This is a genomic window from Streptomyces sp. NPDC053560, from assembly GCF_044544605.1.
Lineage (GTDB): Bacteria > Actinomycetota > Actinomycetes > Streptomycetales > Streptomycetaceae > Streptomyces.
In genome coordinates, this window is the sequence record NZ_JBITXI010000004.1 from 392,471 (window position 1) to 412,440 (window position 19,970).

The following is a 19,970-nucleotide window of genomic DNA, read 5'->3' on the forward strand; positions in this document are numbered from 1 at the left end:
GGTCCGGCGCACCGGAGGGGTCACCGCCCGAACGCGTTAGCGTTTCGCCGTGTCCTACTTCGATGCCGCGTCCTCCGCTCCCCTGCACCCGGTCGCCCGCGAGGCGCTCCTCGCCGCGCTCGACGAGGGGTGGGCCGACCCGGCCCGGCTGTACCGGGAGGGGCGGCGCGCCCGGCTGCTGCTGGACGCCGCGCGCGAGGCCGCCGCCGAGGGGGTCGGCTGCCGCCCCGACGAGCTGGTCTTCACCCCGTCCGGCACCCGGTCCGTGCACTCGGGCGTGGCGGGCGCGCTGGCCGGCCGTCGGCGTGTCGGCACCCGGCTGGTCCACTCCGCCGTCGAACACTCCTCCGTACTGCACGCGGCGGAGACGCACGAGGCGGCCGGCGGCACCGTGGCCGTGGTGGGCTGCGACCGTACGGGCCGGGTGGCCGCCGAGGAGTTCGCCGCGGCGCTCACCCCGGACACCGCGCTGGCCGTCCTGCAGTCCGCCAACCATGAGGTGGGCACCGAACAGCCGGTGGCCGAGGCGGCCGAGGCGTGCCGCGCGGCGGGCGTGCCGCTGCTGGTGGACGCCGCCCAGTCGCTCGCCTGGGGAGCGGTGGAGGGCCCCTGGTCGCTGCTGGCGGGCAGCGCGCACAAGTGGGGCGGCCCGGCCGGGGTCGGCCTGCTGGCGGTACGCAAGGGCACCCGCTTCGCGCACCGGGGCCCGGCGGACGAGCGCGAGTCGGGCCGGGCGCCCGGCTTCGAGAACATCCCGGCGGTGGTGGCGGCGGCCGCGTCGCTGCGTGCCGTGCGCGGGGAGGCCGTGGCCGAGGCGGCGCGGCTGCGCGGTCTGGTGGACCGGATCCGCTCCCGGGTGCCGGAGCTGGTGCCGGACGTGGCGGTGGTCGGCGATCCGGTCCGGCGGCTGCCGCACCTGGTGACCTTCTCCTGCCTCTACGTCGACGGCGAGACGCTGCTGCACGCGCTGGACCGGGCGGGCTTCTCCGTCTCCTCCGGCTCCTCCTGCACCTCCAGCACGCTGACGCCCAGCCACGTCCTGAAGGCGATGGGCGTGCTCTCCGAGGGCAACGTACGGGTGTCGCTGCCGACCGGGACCGACGAGGCCGAGGTGGACCGCTTCCTGGCGGTGCTGCCGGAGGCGGTGGCCGGGGTGCGGGAGCAGCTGGGCGCGCCCGCTGCGCGCCCCGCGCGGGCCCCTGAGGGCGCGTCCGGCGACGTGGTCGTGGACGCGCTCGGCGCGCGCTGCCCGGTGCCGGTGATCGAGCTGGCGAAGGCGGTCGCCGGGGTGGCCGTCGGCACGACGGTGACCGTGCTGTCGGATGACGAGGTGGCGGCGCTGGACATCCCCGCGTGGTGCTGGACGCAGGGCCAGGAGTACCTGGGGGAAGCCGCCGGGCCCCCGGAGCGCGGCGCCGCGTACGTGGTGCGGCGCCGCGTCTAGTCCGTGCCGGGTCTCAGTCCAGGTACTGCTGGATCTCGGCGGCGGCCTCGTGGCCGTACGCCTTGGTGAAGCGGTCCAGGAAGTGGCTGCGGCGCAGCTCGTACTCCTGGGTGCCGACCGTCTCGATGACGAGGGTGGCCAGCATGCAGCCGACCTGCGCGGCGCGCTCCAGGGAGACGCCCCAGGCCAGGCCGGAGAGGAAGCCGGCGCGGAAGGCGTCGCCGACGCCGGTCGGGTCGGCCTTGGCCTTCTCCTCGGGGACGCCGACCTCGATGACCGGCTCGCCCTCGCGCTCGATGCGGACGCCACTGGCACCGAGGGTGGTGACGCGGGTGCCGACCTTGCCGAGGATCTCCTCGGCGGTCCAGCCGGTCTTGGACTCGATGAGGCCCTTCTCGTACTCGTTGGAGAAGAGGTAGGCCGCGCCGTCCATGAGGGTGCGGATGTCGTCGCCGTCCATCCGCGCGATCTGCTGGGAGAAGTCGGCGGCGAAGGGGATGGAGCGGGTACGGCACTCCTCGGTGTGCCGGATCATCGCCTCGGGGTCGTCCGCGCCGATCAGGACGAGGTCCAGGCCGCCCACGCGCTCGGCGACGTGCTGGAGCTCGATCAGCCGGGCCTCGCTCATCGCGCCGGTGTAGAAGGAGCCGATCTGGTTGTGGTCGGCGTCGGTGGTGCACACGAAGCGGGCGGTGTGCAGCACCTCGGAGATCCGTACGGAGGCGGTGTCGACGCCGTGCCGGTCCAGCCAGGCGCGGTACTCGCTGAAGTCGTTGCCGGCGGCGCCGACCAGGATCGGCGCGGTGCCGAGCTGGCCCATGCCGAAGCAGATGTTCGCGGCGACGCCACCGCGCCGCACGTCGAGCTGGTCGACCAGGAAGGAGAGGGAGACCGTGTGGAGCTGGTCGGCGACCAGCTGGTCGGCGAAGCGTCCGGGGAAGGTCATCAGGTGGTCGGTGGCGATGGAGCCGGTGACTGCGATACGCACGGCGATTCGCTCCTGCGGGGAGGCGTGGGGCGGTGACGGACGTGACCCAACGCTACCCGTTCGGGACGACCCTTCCGACCTGGCGAAACTACCCGATAGTAGGTCTTCTTTCGCGGTGTGAAGGGTGCGTACGGTGCGCATATGACCCCACATGTGAAGCCCGTCACAACAGATCGCTCCACCGGCCGTCACCCGGACGGAGCCGCGCACGACTCGATGGAGCAACTGCTCGGCGACTGCGCCCGCATGGCGCCGCACTGGCGGAGCGACGGCCACTTCGCCGCGCCGCCGCGCCCGGCCGCCGAGCTCCGCGGGATCACGGTGCCCGCCACCTCTGCGAAACTGCTGGACGGGATGTCCGAGTACGGCGACTGAGTACGGCGAGCCACTCCTCCACCGCTCTTCCACGGGCCGTCAGCGGCCCGTTCGGGCCGCGGGCGGAACCGTCCGCGGCCCGGCTCCGTCCAATCGGCGTCCCCCTCACGGAGGATGGCGCATCAGTTGTTCAGCGGAGCCGAAGGAGCGATGCGGTGAGCACCGAGGACACTCCCCCTGCCACCGGCAGCGGGAAGAATTCCACCGAGACCCCCACCACCCCGGGGCGGCGCGGGCGCAGCCCGCTGGTGGTCGCCTCGATGGCCGCCGCCGTGCTGTTGGCCGGCGGTGGCGCGGCGTACTGGGCATCGGGCGCTTCCGGCCAGGACGGCGAGGGCAGCGCCGGCGCGGCGGCCGACCCGCCGCCCCTGGCCCTGGAGGGCTACGGCCAGTCGCACAGCGGGAACAGCGGCAACAGCGGCATCGCGCCGGGCGAGCCGAACCCGCAGGGCGCGGGGTACCGCGCGGTCGGCGAGCTGCCGGACGGGCCGGCCGACGCGCCCGTCTACCGCCCGCAGGGCCCGGTCGGCAAGGCCGCGGTGGCCCGGCTGGCCAAGGCGCTGGACGTCTCGGGCCAGGTCCGCTCCGAGGGCGGCACCTGGAAGGTCGGCGGCCAGGACAAGGACTCCCGCGGGCCCGTGCTCCAGGTGGCCAAGGCCGGCACCGGCTCGTGGACGTTCGCGCAGTACGGCACCCCGGGCGGGGTCAACTGCGCGCTGCCCGCCGCGCCCAAGGGCGAGGCGGCGGACGCGAAGACGGGCCACTCCTCCGACGGGCCCGGCTGCCCCTCGTACCGCGGCCGGGAGGCCAGCACGGAGGACGACGGCAGCGGCAAGGGCGCGGTGTCGCAGAACGAGGCGAAGCAGGCGGTGCAGCCGGTGCTCGCGGCGCTGGGGCAGCAGGACGCGAAGCTGGACGCCGGCGGGCTGTCCGGCGCGGTGCGGATCGTCTCCGCGAACCCGACGTTCGGCGGCCTGCCGACGTACGGCTGGCAGAGCGACCTCCAGGTCGGCTCGGACGGCCGGGTCGTCGGCGGCAGCGGCCAGCTCGCGCGGCCGGTCAAGGGCGACACCTACCCGGTGCTGAGCGCGGGGAAGACCCTTGACCACCTGAACGGCGGGGCCGGCTCCGCCGAGGGCAAGGGCAAGGAGAAGTGCGCGACGCCGTTGCCGGACAAGGGCGAGAAGGACGAGAAGGCCGACGGCAAGGGCGACAAGGGTGTCGCGCCGTGCGAGCCGGCGCCCGGGAAGCCTTCGCCCGCCGAGGTGACCGGCGCCCGGTTCGGCCTGTCGGTGCAGTTCGTGAACGGCAGCCAGGCGCTCGTGCCCTCGTGGATGTACGAGGTGCGGCAGCCCGGCTCGCCCGGCGGCAAGGACGCCGGCACGACGGTCGCGCACCCGGCGGTCGACCCGAAGTTCGTGGTGGACCGGAACGCCGGTGACGCCGCCACCCAGCGGCCCGCGCAGCCGCCGCAGGGCGGCAAGGAGGGCCAGAAGGGTGCGCAGAGCCTGGAGTCGTACGCGGTCTCCAAGGACGGCAAGAAGCTGACGCTGCACTTCTGGGGCGGCGTGTGCAGCAACTACTCGGCCAGCGCCGATCAGTCGGGCACGGCCGTGACCGCGCAGGTCACCGGCAAGGAGAAGAAGCCGGGCGGGGTCTGCGTGAAGATCGCCAAGCAGTTCAGCAAGACGGTGACGCTGGACTCCCCGCTGGACGGCCGGGAGGTCATCGACGCCTCCAGCGGTGAGACGGTGCCGCAGAAGTGACGGCGGGCCGCCGCGAGCCGGAGGTTCGAGGGCGGCCATGACGAAGGCGGCGTTCCCCGCGGGGAACGCCGCCTTCGTCATATGTCTCCGTGTGCCGGAGCCGGCCGGCTCAGCTGAAGGAGTCGCCGCAGGCGCAGGAGCCGGTGGCGTTGGGGTTGTCGATCGTGAAGCCCTGCTTCTCGATGGTGTCGACGAAGTCGATGGAGGCACCACCCAGGTACGGGGCGCTCATCCGGTCGGTGACGACCTTCACGCCGCCGAAGTCCTTCACGACGTCGCCGTCGAGCGAGCGCTCGTCGAAGAAGAGCTGGTAGCGCAGGCCGGAGCAGCCACCGGGCTGAACGGCCACCCGCAGCGCGAGGTCGTCCCGGCCTTCCTGCTCCAGCAGGGTCTTGACCTTCGACGCGGCTGCGTCGGACAGGATGATGCCGTCGCTGACGGTGGTCTCGTCCTGAACGCTCATCTACATCTCTCCCGGGTTGTACGGACCCCTTGCCCTCGGCAGTAACCGACGGGGCCCCGGATTCATTCCGGGCGGGCTCGAAGTTCTGGGGAATTTTCCACCCCTCTTCATGCTCGCACACCCCGCCGCGAAGGTCAGCGACTGCCGGGGTACGGCCGGCCGGGTGATGCGTCACATCGACACAATGCCCATCGTCAAACTGACGTGAAGCGACTATGATAGATAACGTCATTTCGACGAGAAGTAACCCCGGTGCCCACCAGCACCGGCTCCACTGGAGCGGCCCTGCCGCCCTGATCGATTACGAAGAGAGGGTGCGTGTCGTGACCACCGCCCAGTCCCGTCAGGACCTCGACGTGCAGCCCACGCCGCTCGCGCTGCTCCTTCTCGGCCGGGAGGCCGACCCGAAGAGCGAGCGGGGCGTGGAGTGCCCGGGCGACCTGCCCGCGCCCTCCGACCCCGACCTCGTGGAGCGGGCCCGCGCGGCCAAGGAGAAGCTCGGGGACAAGGTCTTCGTGCTCGGCCACCACTACCAGCGCGACGAGGTCATCCAGTTCGCGGACGTCACCGGCGACTCCTTCAAGCTGGCGCGGGACGCGGCCGCGCGGCCGGACGCCGAGTACATCGTCTTCTGCGGCGTGCACTTCATGGCCGAGTCCGCCGACATCCTGACCACCGACGACCAGAAGGTCGTCCTGCCCGACCTGGCCGCCGGCTGCTCGATGGCCGACATGGCCACCGCCGAGCAGGTCGCGGAGTGCTGGGACGTGCTGACCGACGCCGGCGTCGCCGAGCAGGTCGTACCCGTGTCGTACATGAACTCCTCGGCGGACATCAAGGCCTTCACCGGCAAGCACGGCGGCACGATCTGCACGTCGTCGAACGCCAAGCGGGCCCTGGAGTGGGCCTTCGAGCAGGGTGAGAAGGTGCTCTTCCTGCCCGACCAGCACCTGGGCCGCAACACCGCGGTGCGCGACATGGGCATGTCGCTGGACGACTGCGTGGTCTACAACCCGCACAAGCCGAACGGCGGCCTCACCCCCGAGCAGCTGCGCGCCGCGAAGATGATCCTGTGGCGCGGGCACTGCTCGGTGCACGGCCGCTTCTCGCTGGAGTCGGTCGAGGACGTCCGGGCACGCATTCCGGACGTGAACGTGCTGGTGCACCCGGAGTGCAAGCACGAGGTCGTGGCCGCGGCCGACCACGTGGGCTCCACGGAGCTCATCATCAAGACCCTGGAGGCGGCGCCCGCCGGGTCGAAGTGGGCGATCGGCACCGAGCTGAACCTGGTCCGCCGCCTGGCCAATCGTTTCGCTGCCGAGGACAAGGAGATCGTCTTCCTCGACAAGACGGTCTGCTTCTGCTCCACGATGAACCGCATCGACCTCCCGCACCTGGTCTGGGCCCTGGAGTCCCTGGCGGACGGCAAGGTCGTCAACCGGATCGAGGTGGACAAGGAGACGGAGGACTTCGCCAAGCTCGCGCTTGAGCGGATGCTGGCGCTGCCGTAGCCGTCACACATGTGGGGCCCGTACCGGACTTCGGTACGGGCCCCACGTGCTGTGCGGGTCAGACGCCGGCGGGCTCCGGCGTACGGTCCCCCTCCGGCGCGGCGGAACCGGACCGCTTGGCGGCCTTCTTCGCCGCCCGCTTCTCCTTGCGGAGCTCGATGATCGCGTAGAGCGTCGGCACGAGCAGCAGGGTCAGCAGGGTGGAGGTGATCAGGCCGCCGATCACGACGACCGCCAGCGGCTGGGAGATGAACCCGCCGTCACCGGTGACCGAGAGGGCCATCGGCAGCAGGGCCATGATCGTTGCGAGGGCCGTCATCAGGATGGGCCGCAGCCGGTGGCGGCCGCCCTCGACGACCGCCTCGACCACGCCGTACCCCTGCGCCCGGTACTGGTTGATCAGGTCGATCAGCACGATCGCGTTGGTGACGACGATGCCGATGAGCATCAGCATGCCGATCATCGCCGGGACGCCCAGCGGGGTGCCCGTGGCGACCAGCAGGCCGATCGCGCCGGTCGCCGCGAACGGGATCGACACCAGCAGGATCAGCGGCTGGATCAGCGATCGGAAGGTCGCCACCAGCAGCATGAAGACGATCGCGATGGCCGCCAGCATGGCCAGGGCGAGCGAGGAGAACGCCTCGTCCTGGTCGGCCGAGACGCCGCCGATCTCGGCGGTCGCGCCCTTGGGCAGGTCCAGGTCCTTCAGCTCGGACGTCAGCTGCGTGGTGACCGCGCCGGTGTTGTCACCGGTCGGCTTGGCCGTGATGGTGGCGGACCGGGCACCGTCGATGCGGGTCATCTGCACCGGGCCCGCCACCGTCTTCACCTCGGCGATGTCGCCGAGCCGCACCATGCCCGACGGGCCGGGCAGCGTCAGCTTCTTCAGCTGCGCCACGGTGGTGGCCGGGTGCGCCGACTTCACCACGACGTCCCGCTCCGCGTCGTCCAGCAGCGCCTTGCCGCTGGTGGTGCCGCGTACCGCCTGGCCGACGGCCTGGCCGAGGGTGGCCTGGGTGTAACCGGCGGCCGCGGCCTTGTCGTTCGCGGTGACGGAGATCCGGGGCACGCTCTGTGCCAGGTCGCTGGTGACGTCGGTGACGTCGTCCAGGCCGGCGACCTTCTTCCGTACCTGCTCGGCCGCGTCCTTCAGCACGTCCCCGTCGGCGGCCTTCACGACCACGCTCAGGTCCTGGTTGCCGAAGGCCTGGCCGGCCGAGACGGTGGTGTCGCCGATGTCCTCGCCGAGCTTCTTCAGCCCGTCCCGGATGTCCGCGACGACCCGGTCGGAGTCGTCGGCGTTCGCCAGCTTGACCTGGTACGACGCCTGGTTGGCGCTGGCGCCGCCGCCGAAGGCCGCCATCATGCCCGACGAGCCGACGGTGACCTGGTAGTCCTGCACGCCGTCGGTGTCCGCGAGCAGCTTCTCGACCCGCTTCGCCTGCTTGTCGGCGGCGCCGAGGCTGGTGCCGGGGGCCAGCTCCTGCTGGATGGAGAGGGTGTCCTGCGTGCCCTGGTCGAAGAAGTTGGTCTTCAGCAGCGGGCCCATGCCGAAGGTGCCGATGAGGATGACCACGGCGATGACGAGGCTGGTGGCCCGGCGCCGGGTCGCGAAGCGCAGCACCGGTACGTACAGCCGCTGCAGGGCGCTGCGGCTCTCCTTCTCCTCGGCGGCCTTGCGCAGCGCCTCCGGGTCGCTGCCCTCGACGGCCTTCGGGGCGCGCAGGAACCAGTACGAGAGGACCGGTACGACGGTGAGGGAGACCAGCAGCGAGGCCAGCAGGGCCACGGTGACGGTGATCGAGAAGTCGCCGAAGAGGGCGCCCACCATGCCGCCGACCACGCCGATCGGCAGGAAGACCGCGACGGTGGTGAGGGTGGAGGAGGTGATCGCGCCGGACACCTCGCGGACGCCGGTGAGGATGGCGTGCTTGCGCTCCTCGCCGTAGCCGAGGTGCCGCTTGATGTTCTCCAGGACGACGATGGAGTCGTCCACGACCCGGCCGATGGCGATGGTCAGCGCGCCCAGGGTCAGCATGTTCAGCGACAGGTCGCGGGTCCACAGCACGATGAGCGTGATGACGACGGACAGCGGGATGGACACCGCGGTCACCAGCGTCGAGCGCAGGCTCAGCAGGAAGACCAGGATCACGATCACGGCCATGACCAGGCCGAGCAGGCCCTCGGTGGTGAGGGACTCGATGGACTTGGAGACCTGCGGGCCCTGGTCGGAGACGACCGTGACGTCCGCGTCCTGGCCGAGGTCGGCGCGGATCTGCGGGAGCTTGTCCTTGACCGCGTCGGAGATGGCGACGGCACTGCCGTCCTGGTCCATGGTGATCTGGACCGCGAGGCTGGGCTTGCCGTTGGTGCGGGTGAGCGAGGTCGGGGTGGCCGACTCCTGCTTCACGGTGGCGAGGTCGCCGACGCGTACCGGCGCGCCGGCCCCGCCCTTGCCCGCCGCGGCACCGGCCGCCGCCGGGGAGACGGTGAGGTCCTTGATCTGCTGGAGCGAGGTCCAGCCGCTGCCGACCTGGACGGTGCGGCTCTTGCCGTCCTCGGCGAAGGAGCCGGCCGGCACGGAGGCGCCGCCGGCCTCCAGGGCCTGGCCGAGGGCTGCCGGGGTGAGCCCCGCCCTGGCGAGCTTGGCGTCGTCGGGGGTGACCGCGACGACCCGGTCGCGGACGCCGTTGACGCTGACCTGGCCGACGCCGTCGATGTCCTTCAGGGCCGGGACGACGCTGCGGTCCAGGCGGTCGGCGAGGGCCTGCTGGTCCTGCCCGGAAGAGGCGACGGCCAGCACCGCGGTCGGCAGGTCGTCGGTGCCGCCGGCCACGACCTGCGGGTCGACGTCGTCGGGCAGCGTGGCGCGGGCCCGGTTGACGGCCTGCTGGACGTCGGCGACCAGCGTCTTGGAGTCGTTGCCGTAGTCGAACTCGGCCATGACCACGGCCGAGCCCTCACTGGCCGTCGAGGTCACGCCCGTGATGCCGTCGACCGCCTGGATGCCGTCCTCCAGCGGTTCGACGACCTGCTTCTCGACGACGTCGGGCGAGGCGCCCTGGTACGGCGCCACGACGGACACCATGGGCAGATCGATGGAGGGCAGCAGCTGCTGCTTCAACTGTGGGATCGCGATGGCCCCGAAGACGATCGCCACGATCGACATCAGTGCTATCAGGCCCCGTTGTGCGAGGCTGAGTCGGGACAGCCTGAACATGGGTGGGGTCTCTCTCTTTTGTTCTGAACGCTTCCGGCAACGGCCCATGGCGGGCCCGCTTACACCATCCGGCACGCGCAGCGCGGTTTCCCTAGCACCCAGGTCCATTTCCGGGGCCGGGGCGTACCGCGTCCGCAGTACGCCCCGCTCCACCCGCTGCTACACCCGCGGGCGGACGAGTCCGGTTTGGTACGCAATGACCACCAGCTGTGCCCGGTCGCGGGCGCCCAGCTTGGCCATCGCCCGGTTCACATGCGTCTTGACGGTCAGCGGACTGACGGACAGCCGCTCGGCGATCTCGTCGTTGGACAGCCCGCCCGCGACCAGCACCAGCACCTCGCGCTCCCGGCCGGTCAGCGTCGCCAGCCGCTCGGCGTCCGGGCCCGCCGCGCCGTCCTCGCCGTCGCCCTGGGCGAGGAACCGGGCGATCAGCCCCTTCGTGGCCACCGGGGACAGCAGCGCCTCCCCGGCCGCCGCGACCCGGATGGCGCTCAGCAGTTCGTCCGGCTCGGCGCCCTTGCCGAGGAAGCCGCTGGCGCCCGCCCGGAGCGCCTGCACCACGTAGTCGTCGACCTCGAAGGTCGTCAGGATCACCACGCGCACCCCGGCCAGCTCCGGGTCCTCGCTGATCATGCGGGTGGCGGCCAGCCCGTCCACGCCGGGCATCCGGATGTCCATCAGGACCACGTCGGGCGCCGTGGCACGGGTCTGTTCGTACGCCTCGGCGCCGTCCGACGCCTCGGCCACCACCCGCATCCCGGGCTCGGAGTCCACCAGCACCTTGAACGCGCTGCGCAGCAGCGCCTGGTCGTCCGCGAGCAGCACCTTGATCGTCATGTTGTCTCCCCCGTGCGTGCGGTCTGCAGCGGCAGCCGTACCCGTACCTTGAATCCGCCGGCCGGGCGCGGCCCGGTCTCCACCGAGCCGCGCAGCGCGGCGACCCGCTCCCGCATCCCGATCAGGCCGTGCCCGCCGCCGTCCGTACGGTCCGCCGGCTCCTGCTGTTCACCGGGGCGCGGGCGGGGCCGGGCGGGTCCGCCGCCGCCGTCGTCCAGCACCGTCAGCGTCAGCGCCTCGGCCGAGCGGACGATGCGCACCGTGGCGCGTGCGCCCTCCCCCGCGTGCTTGTGCACGTTGGTCAGCGCCTCCTGGACGATGCGGTACGCGGTCAGGTCGACGGAGGCGGGCAGGCCCTCGGGACTGCCGGGCGGCAGCTCCAGCTCGACGGGGAGCCCGGCGCGTACGAACCCGTCGATCAGCTGGTCGAGGACGCCGAGCCCTGGGGCCGGTTCGGTGGGGGCCTGCGGGTCGTCGGACTGGCGCAGCAGGCCGACCGTGGCGCGCAGCTCCTCCAGGGCCGAGCGGGACGCCTCGCGGACGTGGGCGAGGGCCTGCTTGGCCTGGTCGGGGCGGCTGTCCATGACGTGCGAGGCGACCCCGGCCTGCACGTTGACCAGCGCGATGTGGTGCGCGACGACGTCGTGCAGCTCGCGCGCGATGCGCATGCGCTCCTCTGCGACCCGGCGCCCGGCCTCCTCCTCGCGGGTGCGTTCGGCCCGCTCGGCCCGCTCCCTGATCGCGTCGACGAAGGCGCGGCGGCTGCGGACCGCGTCGCCGGCCGCGGCCGCCATGCCGGTCCACGCGAAGATCGCCAGGTTCTCCTGGGCGTACCAGGGGCGGGTGCTGGTGAGCATGGCGGCGGCGGTGAGCACCAGCACGGTGAGCGCGCCGATCCGCCAGGTGGTGGGGCGGTCGGTGCGGGCGGCGACGGTGAAGACGGCGATGACCGAGGCGGCGGCGACCGGGCCGCGCGGCTCGCTGGTGGAGGTCATCAGCTCGGCCAGCGTCATGGCGCCCGTGAAGGCGAGGACGGTGCGCGGGTAGCGGCGGCGCAGCACCAGCGCGCTACAGGCCAGCGTCGCGAGGAGGACCGTGGACGCCTCCAGCGGCCGGTCGCCGAAGCGCGGCCCGTACCGGCCGTGCGGGCCGGCCGCGGCGCCGGTCAGGATCACCGCGAGCACGGCCGCCGCCAGGACCGCGTCGAGCGCGACGGGGTGGGCGCGGAGCCGGGCGAGCAGCGCGGGCCCGGGCCGCGTGCCCTGTCCGGTGGCGAGGGGAGTCACGAGGAGAAACGGTAGCGCCCCGGTCACCGGCCGCGGCCCGCCGAGGGTGTTCGGCGGACGGCGGGGCCGGTGGCCGGGGCGCGTCCCTGCTGGAAGAAGCCGGGCGGTCACGGTCCCGTACGGGACGGGGCCGGATCGCCGGGGCCGGGCCGGGTCAGCCCGGGATGAGGCCGTCGTCGCTGAGCATCTGGCGGACCTCGTCGAGGGTGGCGTCGGGGGCGGGGAGGATCAGCTCCGAGGGCTCCAGGGAGTCGTCGGGCAGCGGCTCGCCCAGCCGGCGCACCGCGTCGAGCAGCGCGCCCAGGGTCCGCCGGAAGCCGTCCGTGTCGCCGCTCTCCATCTCTTCGAGCAGCTCGTCGTCCAGCTTGTTCAGCTCGACGAAGTGGCTGTCCTCGACCTTTACCTGCCCCTCGCCCATGATCCGTACGATCATGACGTCTCCTCTGGTCCGGTCCGGCGTCCCGACGAGGCTATCCGCGTCCGCCGGTCACTGCTTGTCGAAGCGCGGCTGGTCCTGCTGCGGGGCCTGCTGAGCTTGGCCGCCCTGCCCCCCTTCGATGGCCTGCTGCCCGGCGGAGGAGCCCCCGGCCAGCTCGGCCTTCATGCGCTGCAGCTCCAGCTCGACGTCGCCGCCGCCGGAGATCCGGTCCAGCTCGGCCGTGAGGTCGTCCTTGGCCATGCCGGTCGGGTCGTCGAGCGCGCCGGACGCCAGCAGCTCGTCGATCGCACCGGCCCGGGCCTGCATCTGCGCGGTGCGGTCCTCGGCACGCTGCACGGCCAGGCCCACGTCGCCCATCTCCTCGGAGATGCCGGAGACGGCCTCGCCGATCCGGGTCTGCGCCTGGGCCGCGGTGTAGGTGGCCTTGATGGTCTCCTTCTTCGTACGGAAGGCGTCCACCTTGGCCTGGAGGCGCTGCGCCGCGAGGGTGAGCTTCTCCTCCTCGCCCTGCAGCGTCTGGTGCTGCGTCTCCAGGTCGGTGACCTGCTGCTGCAGTGCCTGACGGCGGGAGAGCGCCTCGCGGGCCAGGTCCTCGCGGCCGAGCGCGAGCGCCTTGCGGCCCTGGTCCTCCAGCTTGGAGGACTGGCCCTGGAGCTGGTTGAGCTGGAGCTCCAGGCGCTTGCGGGACGTCGCGACGTCGGCGACGCCGCGCCGCACCTTCTGGAGCAGCTCCAGCTGCTTCTGGTAGGAGTAGTCGAGGGTCTCGCGCGGATCCTCGGCCCGGTCCAGGGCCTTATTGGCCTTCGCGCGGAAGATCATCCCCATCCGCTTCATGACACCGTCGCTCATGGGCCTCGCGCGCCCCCTTCTCACCGAGTTACTTCGGGCTTCGGCTCCAGCACATCTACAGACCCCACAGTACGGGCCCCGGTTCCATTACCGCACTGGTTGGACCCGGATGTGCTCCTCCTGCAGGACGATCACGCAGCTCCTTTTCTCAGGCGCAGGGAGTAGGCGTAGTACGTGTACCCGCCCCGGCCGTTGCCGGATCGTTCCCCTCAAGCTCTGGCTCACGGAGGGCGACCGCGTACCCTTGGGTTCTGTGTTCCGAAGCCGTTCGAAGGAAGAGCAGGCCGCGACCTCCAAGGTGACCGCGGACCAGCCCCAGCAGCCCCGCGACCCGCAGGCCCCCAAGGGCCGCCCGACGCCCAAGCGCAGTCAGGCGCAGTCCCAGCGCCGCTCCCGCGCGCAGTCGGCGCCGGCCAACCGCAAGGAGGCCGTCAAGGCCCAGCGGGAGGCACGCCGCGCCGACATGGCCAAGCAGCGCGAAGCGCTGGCCAACGGTGACGAGCGGTACCTCCCCGTACGGGACAAGGGCCCCGTCCGCCGTTTCGCGCGCGACTACGTCGACTCGCGCTGGTGCGTCGCGGAGTTCTTCCTCCCGGTGGCCGTGATCATCCTCGTGCTGACCATGGTCCGGGTGCCGCAGATCCAGAGCATCGCGCTCATCCTGTGGCTGGTCGTGATCCTGCTGATCGTGCTGGACTCGATCGTCGTGTGGACCGGCCTGACCAAGCGCCTCAAGCAGCGGTTCCCGAACGAGAACCTCAAGGGCGTCAAGCCCTACGCCCTGATGCGCACCCTCCAGATGCGTCGACTGCGGCTGCCCAAGCCGCAGGTCAAGCGGGGAGAACGGCCCTGAGCACCGGTTCCTCCGGCTTTGCCGGAGGGGCCGAGCCCTGGCTGGACGAGCTGGGGGGAATCCGGAACACCGTCCGGCAGGAGCTGGTGGCCCGGCAGCTGGAGGAGCAGATCTCCGCACGGTTCCCGGTGGGCCAGCGACTGCGCGTCCTGGACGTCGGCCTCGGCCAGGGCACCCAGGCACTGCGCCTGGCCCGCGCCGGGCACAAGGTCACAGGCCTGGAGTCGGACCCGAAGATGCTCGCCGCGGCCCGCACCACGCTGGCCGGCGAGCCGGCCGGCATCCAGGAGCGGGTCCGGCTGGTCGAGGGCGACGGCCGGGAGACCGGCGTGCACTTCCTGCCCGGCACTTTCGACGTGGTGCTCTGCCACGGCGTCCTGATGTACGTCGAGGAGCCCGACCCGATGCTGGCCGGGCTCGCCCGGGTGCTGGCGCCCGGCGGCCTGCTCTCCGTCCTGGTGCGCAACGCCGACGCGCTGGCGCTGCGCTCCGGGCTGTCCGGCGACTGGGACACGGCGCTGTCGGCCTTCGACTCGCCGCGCTACAAGAACCGGCTCGGCCTCAGCGTGCGCGCCGACCGGCTGGCGGCGCTCACCACCACCCTCGCGGGCATCGGCGCCCCGCTGCACGCCTGGTACGGCGTACGGCTCTTCACCGACCTCGCGGCCGACGACGCGGTGCCGCTGCCCGTCGAGGAGCTGACCCGGCTGCTGGCCGCCGAGGAACGCGCCGGGCGCACCGACCCGTACCGCGCGGTGGCGGCCCTGCTGCACGTCTGCGGCGTACGCGGCTGACACACGGCGACGAGGGGCGGCGGGCCCGGAAGCCCGCCGCCCCTCGTCCGTGCCGGCACGGCGCTCAGGCCTCGGCGGCCTCCGTGCCCTCGCTGTCCTCGGCGTGCAGGCTCATCGGGCCGTAGATCTTCTTCCCGTCCTCGAACAGGGTCGCCTGGTCGACGCCGCAGTCCACGAGCGACTTGAAATACTCGCCGATCCAGGACTCCGCGTCCCCCTGCGTGGAGAAGTCCTCCGGGGGGTTCTCCCCCGGAGCGGCCTCCGTACCGTCGGCCTTCTCGAACCGCCACGTCCACGCCATGTCCGCCTCCTGGTCCCACCGGGTACGTGCTTGCTCGTGCTGGTGCCGTGCAGTGGTCATGCCCTGTTCTGCCGCTCAGGTGTCATGTCCCGTGGTACTGATCAGCAGCCTAACGGCCGTGTCGAGACGTCCCCCCGCGCGCCCGGCGGCCGCGGACAGGAGAAAATCGGCGCGTGGAACTGACACTGCTCGGCACCGGCGCCCCCGAGGGGCTGCCCCGCCCCGGCTGCCCGTGCGCGTCCTGCGCCGGCGCCACGGGCGGCGCGGCGCGGGCGGCGACCGCACTGCTCCTGGACGGCGCACTGCTCCTCGACCTCACCCCGGGGGCCGCCTTCGCCGCGGCCCGCGCGGGCCAGTCACTCACGGGGGTGCGCCAAGTGCTCCTGACGCACCCGCACGAGGGACCCGCCGTCGAGGTCCCGACCGGAATCCCCCAGCCGGGCCGGGTCGCGGACGGGCGGGAGCTGGCGCTGCTGGACGGGCACCGGGTCCGGGCGGTGGCGGTGGACGTGCCGGGCACCGGGTACGAGATCGGCGGCCCGTACGGCGAGCGGCTGCTCTACCTGCCGCCCGGTGCCGCGCCCGCCGGGGCCTCCGAGGGCAAGGGGCCCTACGAGATGGTCGTGCTGGACGTGCTCGGACGGCCCGACGCGCTGGCCCGGCTGCGGGCGAGCGGCGCGGTGGACGCGGCGACCGACGTGCTCGCGGTGCATCTCGACCACGACACCCCGCCCGGCGCCGAGCTGCACCGGCGGCTGGCGGCGCTGGGCGCCCGCGCGGTACCGGACGGCACGTCGCTGCTGGTCGGCGAGTACCACGCGGTGCCCGACCTGCCGCGCAGGACGCTGGTGCTGGGCGGCGCGCGCAGCGGCAAGTCCGTCGAGGCCGAGCGGCGGCTCGCGGCCTTCCCCGACGTGCTGTACGTCGCGACCGGCGGGCTGCGGAACGGCGACGAGGAGTGGGCGGCGCGGGTCTCCCTCCACCGCGAGCGCCGCCCGGCCTCCTGGCGGACCGCCGAGACCTGCGACCTGGTGCCCCTGCTGGCGGGCGAGGACGAGGCCGAAGACGGGCCCGGCACGGAGAAGACCGCCGCCTCCCCGCTGCTGATCGACTGCCTGTCCCTGTGGCTGACGCACGCCATGGACGACGTCGGCGCCTGGGACGACGAGACCTGGGCGGGCGGCGGCGAGCGGGCGCTGCGGGCGCGGACGGACGAGCTGGTGGCCGCGGTGCGCGCCACCCGCAGGCCGCTGGTCGCGGTCAGCAACGAGGTCGGCTCCGGGGTGGTGCCCGCGACCCCCGCCGGGCGCCGCTTCCGGGACGAACTGGGCCGCCTGAACGCCGCGTTCGCCGCCGAGTGCGAGCACGTCCTGCTGGTCGTCGCGGGGCAGGCCATTACGCTGCGCGGGTGACGCGCGCGGGCGCCCGCCCGTGTCCCGCTTGCCGGACGGCGCTCCGTACCGTCATCTGACGCCATGACACCGTCCCGCGGCGGCATGGCACCGCCCTCCGACGGCGGCCGGTTCGACGACGCGGTCCGCCGGTACCTGCGCGACCGCCCGCAGGCCACGGTCGTGGCGCTCGGCGAGGGCCTGGACCCCGGATTCTGGCGGGTGGACAACGGGCAGTTGCGCTGGCTGACCGTCGAGGAGCCGGCGACCGCGGCGCTGCGCCGCATGCTGCTGCCGGACGGCCCGCGGTGGCGCACCCTCACCGGGCGGCCCGCCGGGCCCCATTGGCCCGCCGCCGTCGCCCGTCCCGCGCTCGGTGTCCTGGTGCTCGCCTTCGGGCCGCCCGCCGCCGGTGTGCTGCACGAGCTGTGCGCGCTGTGCGCCCGCCGGCTGCCCGGCGCGACGCTGCTGCTGGACGCGCCGCTCGAACGCCTCGCGGCCGCCGGCCGGCCGGGCCGCGCCAAGCCGCCGCGGCGGACCGCGGCGCCGGCCCCCACCGAATTCCGCTTCTGAGGCCGCCGCCAGCCCCTGCGCCGACCGCCCGCGCACCGAGTGGCGCGTTGCCGGTAACCTGCGCCGAATGAGCGCCCTGAACCTCGATGACTTCGCGAACCTGATCGAGCGTCCCGACGGCGGCCGGCGCCGGGACGCCGAGGAGCGGCGGGAGCGCCGCCTCGTCCAGCCGGCAGCCCTGGGCCGCCTCGACGAGCTGGGCGACTGGCTGGCCGCCGTACAGCAGCAGGTCCCGGTCCGGCCCCTGGACCGGGTCCGTACGGTGCTGTTCGCGGGCGACCACGGCGTGGCGGAGCTGGGCGTCTCCGGGCGCGCCGCCGGCAGCGCCACCGGCCTGGCGCGCGCCGTACTGGACGGGACGAGCCCGGCGGCGGTGCTGGCGCGCCGGTTCGGCGCCGCGCCGCGCGTGGTCGACATGGCGCTGGACTGCGACGCCGGGGAGCTGCCCGAGGACGTCACCAAGCACCGGGTGCGCCGCGGCTCGGGCCGGATCGACATCGAGGACGCGCTGACCGCGGAGGAGGCCGAGCAGGCGTTCCGCGCGGGCATGGCAATCGCCGACGAGGAGGCGGACGCCGGTACGGATCTGGTGGTGCTCGGCGACCTGAGCGTGGGCGGCACCACGGCGGCGGGCACGCTGATCGCCGCGCTGTGCGGCACGGACGCCTCGGTGGTCACGGGGCGCGGCGGCGCCGGCATCGACGACCTGGCCTGGATGCGCAAGTGCGCGGCGATCCGCGACGCGCTGCGCCGGGCCCGGCCGGTGCTCGGCGACCAGCTCGCGCTGCTGGCCGCCACCGGCGGCGCCGACCTCACCGCGGCCACCGGCTTCCTGCTGCAGAGCGCGGTCCGCCGGACGCCGGTGATTCTGGACGGCGTGGTCTCGGCGGCGTGCGCGCTGGTGGCGCAGCGGATCGCCTTCCGCGCGCCGGACTGGTGGCTGGCCGGCCAGGCCAGCGGCGAGCCCGCGCAGGCCAAGGCGCTGGACCGGATCGCGCTCACGCCGCTGCTCGACCACGGCGTGACCGCCGGCGAGGGCACCGGCGCCCTGCTGGCCCTTCCCCTGGTCCAGGCGGCGGCGGCGCTGGCGGCCGAGCTGCCGGTACGGGAGCCGGCGGACGCGAAGGACGAGGACGCACCGGAGAAGGACGCCGCGGAGGGCTGATCCCCCGACGGCGCGGCGGCCGAGGCGGAGATCACTCGGCCGCCGGATGAACTTCCGGCCGCGAGGACGGGTCTACAGGGACGGTGCGCGGCCGGCGCGCACCCGGTGCCGCCGACGGGGCGGGCGCCGCCTGTCCTCACCCTCTGGCGGTGTCCCATCGAATCGCACTTCCGCGCCCGCGCCAGACGTGCCGCGCGTGCCGAGTGGGGCCCGCTGCTGGCGGCCGTGCGGGAGGCGCGGGCCGGCCGGACGTGGCGGGCCGTCCCGATGACGCTCGCCGCCGTGGCCCTCACCGCGTTCTGCCAGCTCGCGCAGAACCAGCACTGGGGCTACGGGATCATCCAGCAGCTGGGCTGCGTCCGCGCCGCCGACCCGCTGTGGGCCGCCCTGCTGCGGACGCCGCTGTCCCTGTTCGTACCGGCCCTGGACCTGCCGGTGTGGGGCGCGCTCGCACAGATCCTGGTGGTCTTCGGGATCGCGGAGCTCGTCCTGGGCCGCCGCCGGACGCTGCTGATCGCGTACACGGCGTCGCTGGCCGGCACGCTGTACGCGCGCCTCGGCGTGGCCATCGGCCCCGGCTTCCCCCTCGGGCTGCCCGCCGCCGACGCGCAGGTCGTCGACACCGGCCCCTCGGCGGCCGTGGTCGGCCTCGCCATGGCCGTGTGCTGGCGCCACCGTGCGTGGCTGACCGGCGCGCTGGTCGCGGCCCTGATGATCGCCGAGGTCCTCGTGAAGGCCAACCTCGCGGGCAAGGAGCACCTCGCGGCCATCGTGGCGGTGCTCGCGCTGTGCGGCGCCGCCGAACTCCGGCGGCAGGCCGGGTACGGCCGGGTACGGGCCGCCCCGGACGGCGAGGGGGCATGGGAGCCGGGTTAGCCTGCCGCGATGAGCGCCACCCCCACCGAGTCCCCCGCCGGCCCCCCGACCGTCGCCGACGCGCTGCGGTTCGCCTTCGGGACGCTGACCGTGCTGCCCGTACGGCTGACCCGCTGGGACCGGGCCACGGCCCGCGGCGGCATGCTCTGCGCGCCGGTCGCCGGGCTGGTCGTCGGGGGGTGCGCGGCGGCGCTCGGCACGGTCCTGCTGCTGCTCGGCGGCGGCCCGCTGCTGGCGGCCGTCGGCACGGTCGCGGTGCCCGCTGCGCTCACCCGCGGCCTGCACCTGGACGGGCTCGCGGACACCGCCGACGGGCTGGGCAGCGGCAAGCCGGCCACGGACGCGCTGCGCATCATGAAGCAGTCCGACATCGGCCCGTTCGGCGTGATCGTCCTGCTGCTGGCCCTGCTCGCGCAGGTCGCCGCCGTGTACGAGCTGTACGCGGCGGGCCGCCCGGCGGGCGCGGTGGCGGCGGTGGCCGGGGCGGTCACCGCCCGCCTGGCCCTCACCCTCGCCTCCCGCACCGGCGTACCGGCGGCCCGCCCGGAGGGGCTGGGGGCCGCGGTCGCCGGGACGGTCTCCCCGCGCGCTGCCGCCGTCGCGGGCGTCCTGGTGGCCGCTCTGGCAGCGGCTGCCGGGTACGGGACGTACGGCGGAGCCCTCGGGGCGCTGCACGTCGTGCTCGCGGTGGTTCTCGGCCTGGGCGCCGCCGAGCTGCTGCTGCGGCACTGCCGGCGGCGGCTCGGCGGCGTGACCGGGGACGTCTTCGGCGGGCTCGCGGAGACCGCCGGGCTGGTGACGGTCGTGGTGCTGGCCCTCGGCTGACGCCCCGGCTCAGC

19 protein-coding genes are annotated in these 19,970 nt (G+C 73.7%); 11 read left to right on the plus strand and 8 right to left on the minus strand.

Annotated features, from left to right (window positions below):
* The first annotated feature begins 49 nt into the window (after window positions 1-49).
* Window positions 50-1,444, plus strand: coding sequence for a cysteine desulfurase/sulfurtransferase TusA family protein (locus ACIGQF_RS11545; protein ID WP_399708203.1), 1,395 nt, complete (start codon window positions 50-52; stop codon window positions 1,442-1,444).
* 13 nt (window positions 1,445-1,457) lie between these two features.
* Here ACIGQF_RS11545 and ACIGQF_RS11550 read toward each other — a convergent pair whose 3' ends face one another.
* Window positions 1,458-2,432: a carbohydrate kinase family protein gene (locus ACIGQF_RS11550; protein WP_399708205.1), complete on the minus strand. Its 975-nt coding sequence runs from the start codon at window positions 2,430-2,432 to the stop codon at window positions 1,458-1,460.
* A 141-nt stretch (window positions 2,433-2,573) separates the two neighbouring features.
* Here ACIGQF_RS11550 and ACIGQF_RS11555 point away from each other — a divergent pair, with 141 nt between their 5' ends.
* Both ACIGQF_RS11555 and ACIGQF_RS11560 read left to right on the plus strand, forming a co-directional pair.
* Window positions 2,574-2,807 carry a hypothetical protein gene (locus ACIGQF_RS11555; protein ID WP_399708207.1) on the plus strand — a complete coding sequence of 78 codons (234 nt, stop codon included), beginning with the start codon at window positions 2,574-2,576 and terminating at the stop codon, window positions 2,805-2,807.
* A 155-nt stretch (window positions 2,808-2,962) separates the two neighbouring features.
* Window positions 2,963-4,573, plus strand: coding sequence for a hypothetical protein (locus tag ACIGQF_RS11560; RefSeq protein ID WP_399708209.1), 1,611 nt, complete (start codon window positions 2,963-2,965; stop codon window positions 4,571-4,573).
* A gap of 109 nt (window positions 4,574-4,682) precedes the next feature.
* Here the strand turns inward: ACIGQF_RS11560 and ACIGQF_RS11565 are convergent, their stop codons facing one another.
* A complete protein-coding gene (locus ACIGQF_RS11565; protein ID WP_361560848.1) occupies window positions 4,683-5,036 on the minus strand; it encodes an iron-sulfur cluster assembly accessory protein in 354 nt (117 codons plus the stop codon).
* A 314-nt stretch (window positions 5,037-5,350) separates the two neighbouring features.
* Between ACIGQF_RS11565 and nadA the strand changes: the two genes are divergently transcribed.
* Window positions 5,351-6,547, plus strand: coding sequence for a quinolinate synthase NadA (nadA, locus tag ACIGQF_RS11570; RefSeq protein WP_399708211.1), 1,197 nt, complete (start codon window positions 5,351-5,353; stop codon window positions 6,545-6,547).
* 58 nt (window positions 6,548-6,605) lie between these two features.
* On the opposite strand, the gene ACIGQF_RS11575 is transcribed toward nadA, so the two are convergent.
* From ACIGQF_RS11575 to ACIGQF_RS11595, 5 genes are all read right to left on the minus strand, one after another.
* Window positions 6,606-9,767 carry an efflux RND transporter permease subunit gene (locus ACIGQF_RS11575; protein ID WP_399708213.1) on the minus strand — a complete coding sequence of 1,054 codons (3,162 nt, stop codon included), beginning with the start codon at window positions 9,765-9,767 and terminating at the stop codon, window positions 6,606-6,608.
* 159 nt (window positions 9,768-9,926) lie between these two features.
* Window positions 9,927-10,604, minus strand: a complete 678-nt coding sequence (locus tag ACIGQF_RS11580; protein ID WP_399708215.1) for a response regulator — start codon at window positions 10,602-10,604, stop codon at window positions 9,927-9,929.
* A complete protein-coding gene (locus ACIGQF_RS11585; protein WP_399708217.1) occupies window positions 10,601-11,890 on the minus strand; it encodes a sensor histidine kinase in 1,290 nt (429 codons plus the stop codon). The genes ACIGQF_RS11580 and ACIGQF_RS11585 overlap by 4 nt, the downstream gene beginning before the upstream one ends.
* A 154-nt stretch (window positions 11,891-12,044) precedes the next feature.
* On the minus strand, window positions 12,045-12,323 hold the full coding sequence (locus ACIGQF_RS11590; protein WP_399708219.1) for a hypothetical protein: 279 nt from the start codon (window positions 12,321-12,323) through the stop codon (window positions 12,045-12,047).
* A 54-nt stretch (window positions 12,324-12,377) separates the two neighbouring features.
* Window positions 12,378-13,178 (minus strand): PspA/IM30 family protein, encoded by an 801-nt coding sequence (locus ACIGQF_RS11595; RefSeq protein ID WP_351599308.1) that lies wholly within the window; start codon window positions 13,176-13,178, stop codon window positions 12,378-12,380.
* A gap of 253 nt (window positions 13,179-13,431) precedes the next feature.
* Here ACIGQF_RS11595 and ACIGQF_RS11600 point away from each other — a divergent pair, with 253 nt between their 5' ends.
* Window positions 13,432-14,031: a DUF3043 domain-containing protein gene (locus tag ACIGQF_RS11600; RefSeq protein ID WP_361560862.1), complete on the plus strand. Its 600-nt coding sequence runs from the start codon at window positions 13,432-13,434 to the stop codon at window positions 14,029-14,031.
* Window positions 14,032-14,081: 50 nt separating this feature from the next.
* The gene (locus tag ACIGQF_RS11605; protein ID WP_399708630.1) at window positions 14,082-14,825 is read left to right on the plus strand and encodes a class I SAM-dependent methyltransferase; all 744 of its coding nucleotides are present in this window, start codon (window positions 14,082-14,084) and stop codon (window positions 14,823-14,825) included.
* Between the two features lie 64 nt (window positions 14,826-14,889).
* Here the strand turns inward: ACIGQF_RS11605 and ACIGQF_RS11610 are convergent, their stop codons facing one another.
* The gene (locus ACIGQF_RS11610) at window positions 14,890-15,126 is read right to left on the minus strand and encodes a hypothetical protein (RefSeq protein ID WP_399708633.1); all 237 of its coding nucleotides are present in this window, start codon (window positions 15,124-15,126) and stop codon (window positions 14,890-14,892) included.
* A gap of 173 nt (window positions 15,127-15,299) precedes the next feature.
* On the opposite strand from ACIGQF_RS11610, the gene ACIGQF_RS11615 reads away from it, so the two are divergent.
* The 5 genes from ACIGQF_RS11615 (at window position 15,300) to ACIGQF_RS11635 (ending at window position 19,956) form a co-directional block, all read left to right on the plus strand.
* Complete coding sequence (locus ACIGQF_RS11615) at window positions 15,300-16,538, plus strand: bifunctional adenosylcobinamide kinase/adenosylcobinamide-phosphate guanylyltransferase (protein ID WP_399708221.1); 1,239 nt, start codon at window positions 15,300-15,302, stop codon at window positions 16,536-16,538.
* 63 nt (window positions 16,539-16,601) lie between these two features.
* Window positions 16,602-17,090 carry a hypothetical protein gene (locus ACIGQF_RS11620; protein ID WP_399708223.1) on the plus strand — a complete coding sequence of 163 codons (489 nt, stop codon included), beginning with the start codon at window positions 16,602-16,604 and terminating at the stop codon, window positions 17,088-17,090.
* A gap of 67 nt (window positions 17,091-17,157) precedes the next feature.
* Entirely contained in the window at window positions 17,158-18,255 is a 1,098-nt protein-coding gene (locus tag ACIGQF_RS11625) for a nicotinate-nucleotide--dimethylbenzimidazole phosphoribosyltransferase (protein ID WP_399708225.1), read from the plus strand.
* Window positions 18,256-18,480: 225 nt separating this feature from the next.
* Window positions 18,481-19,131 (plus strand): hypothetical protein, encoded by a 651-nt coding sequence (locus tag ACIGQF_RS11630; protein WP_399708227.1) that lies wholly within the window; start codon window positions 18,481-18,483, stop codon window positions 19,129-19,131.
* A gap of 9 nt (window positions 19,132-19,140) precedes the next feature.
* Window positions 19,141-19,956, plus strand: a complete 816-nt coding sequence (locus ACIGQF_RS11635; RefSeq protein ID WP_399708229.1) for an adenosylcobinamide-GDP ribazoletransferase — start codon at window positions 19,141-19,143, stop codon at window positions 19,954-19,956.
* The last annotated feature ends 14 nt before the right edge of the window (window positions 19,957-19,970 follow it).

Coding starts and splice junctions, on each gene's coding strand:
- ACIGQF_RS11555 (WP_399708207.1), top strand. CDS start 2,574: ATGACCCCACATGTGAAGCCCGTCACAACAGATCGCTCCACCGGCCGT.
- ACIGQF_RS11565 (WP_361560848.1), bottom strand. CDS start 5,036: ATGAGCGTTCAGGACGAGACCACCGTCAGCGACGGCATCATCCTGTCC.
- ACIGQF_RS11575 (WP_399708213.1), bottom strand. CDS start 9,767: ATGTTCAGGCTGTCCCGACTCAGCCTCGCACAACGGGGCCTGATAGCA.
- ACIGQF_RS11580 (WP_399708215.1), bottom strand. CDS start 10,604: ATGACGATCAAGGTGCTGCTCGCGGACGACCAGGCGCTGCTGCGCAGC.
- ACIGQF_RS11590 (WP_399708219.1), bottom strand. CDS start 12,323: ATGATCGTACGGATCATGGGCGAGGGGCAGGTAAAGGTCGAGGACAGC.
- ACIGQF_RS11595 (WP_351599308.1), bottom strand. CDS start 13,178: ATGAGCGACGGTGTCATGAAGCGGATGGGGATGATCTTCCGCGCGAAG.
- ACIGQF_RS11610 (WP_399708633.1), bottom strand. CDS start 15,126: ATGGCGTGGACGTGGCGGTTCGAGAAGGCCGACGGTACGGAGGCCGCT.
- ACIGQF_RS11620 (WP_399708223.1), top strand. CDS start 16,602: ATGACACCGTCCCGCGGCGGCATGGCACCGCCCTCCGACGGCGGCCGG.
- ACIGQF_RS11625 (WP_399708225.1), top strand. CDS start 17,158: ATGAGCGCCCTGAACCTCGATGACTTCGCGAACCTGATCGAGCGTCCC.
- ACIGQF_RS11635 (WP_399708229.1), top strand. CDS start 19,141: ATGAGCGCCACCCCCACCGAGTCCCCCGCCGGCCCCCCGACCGTCGCC.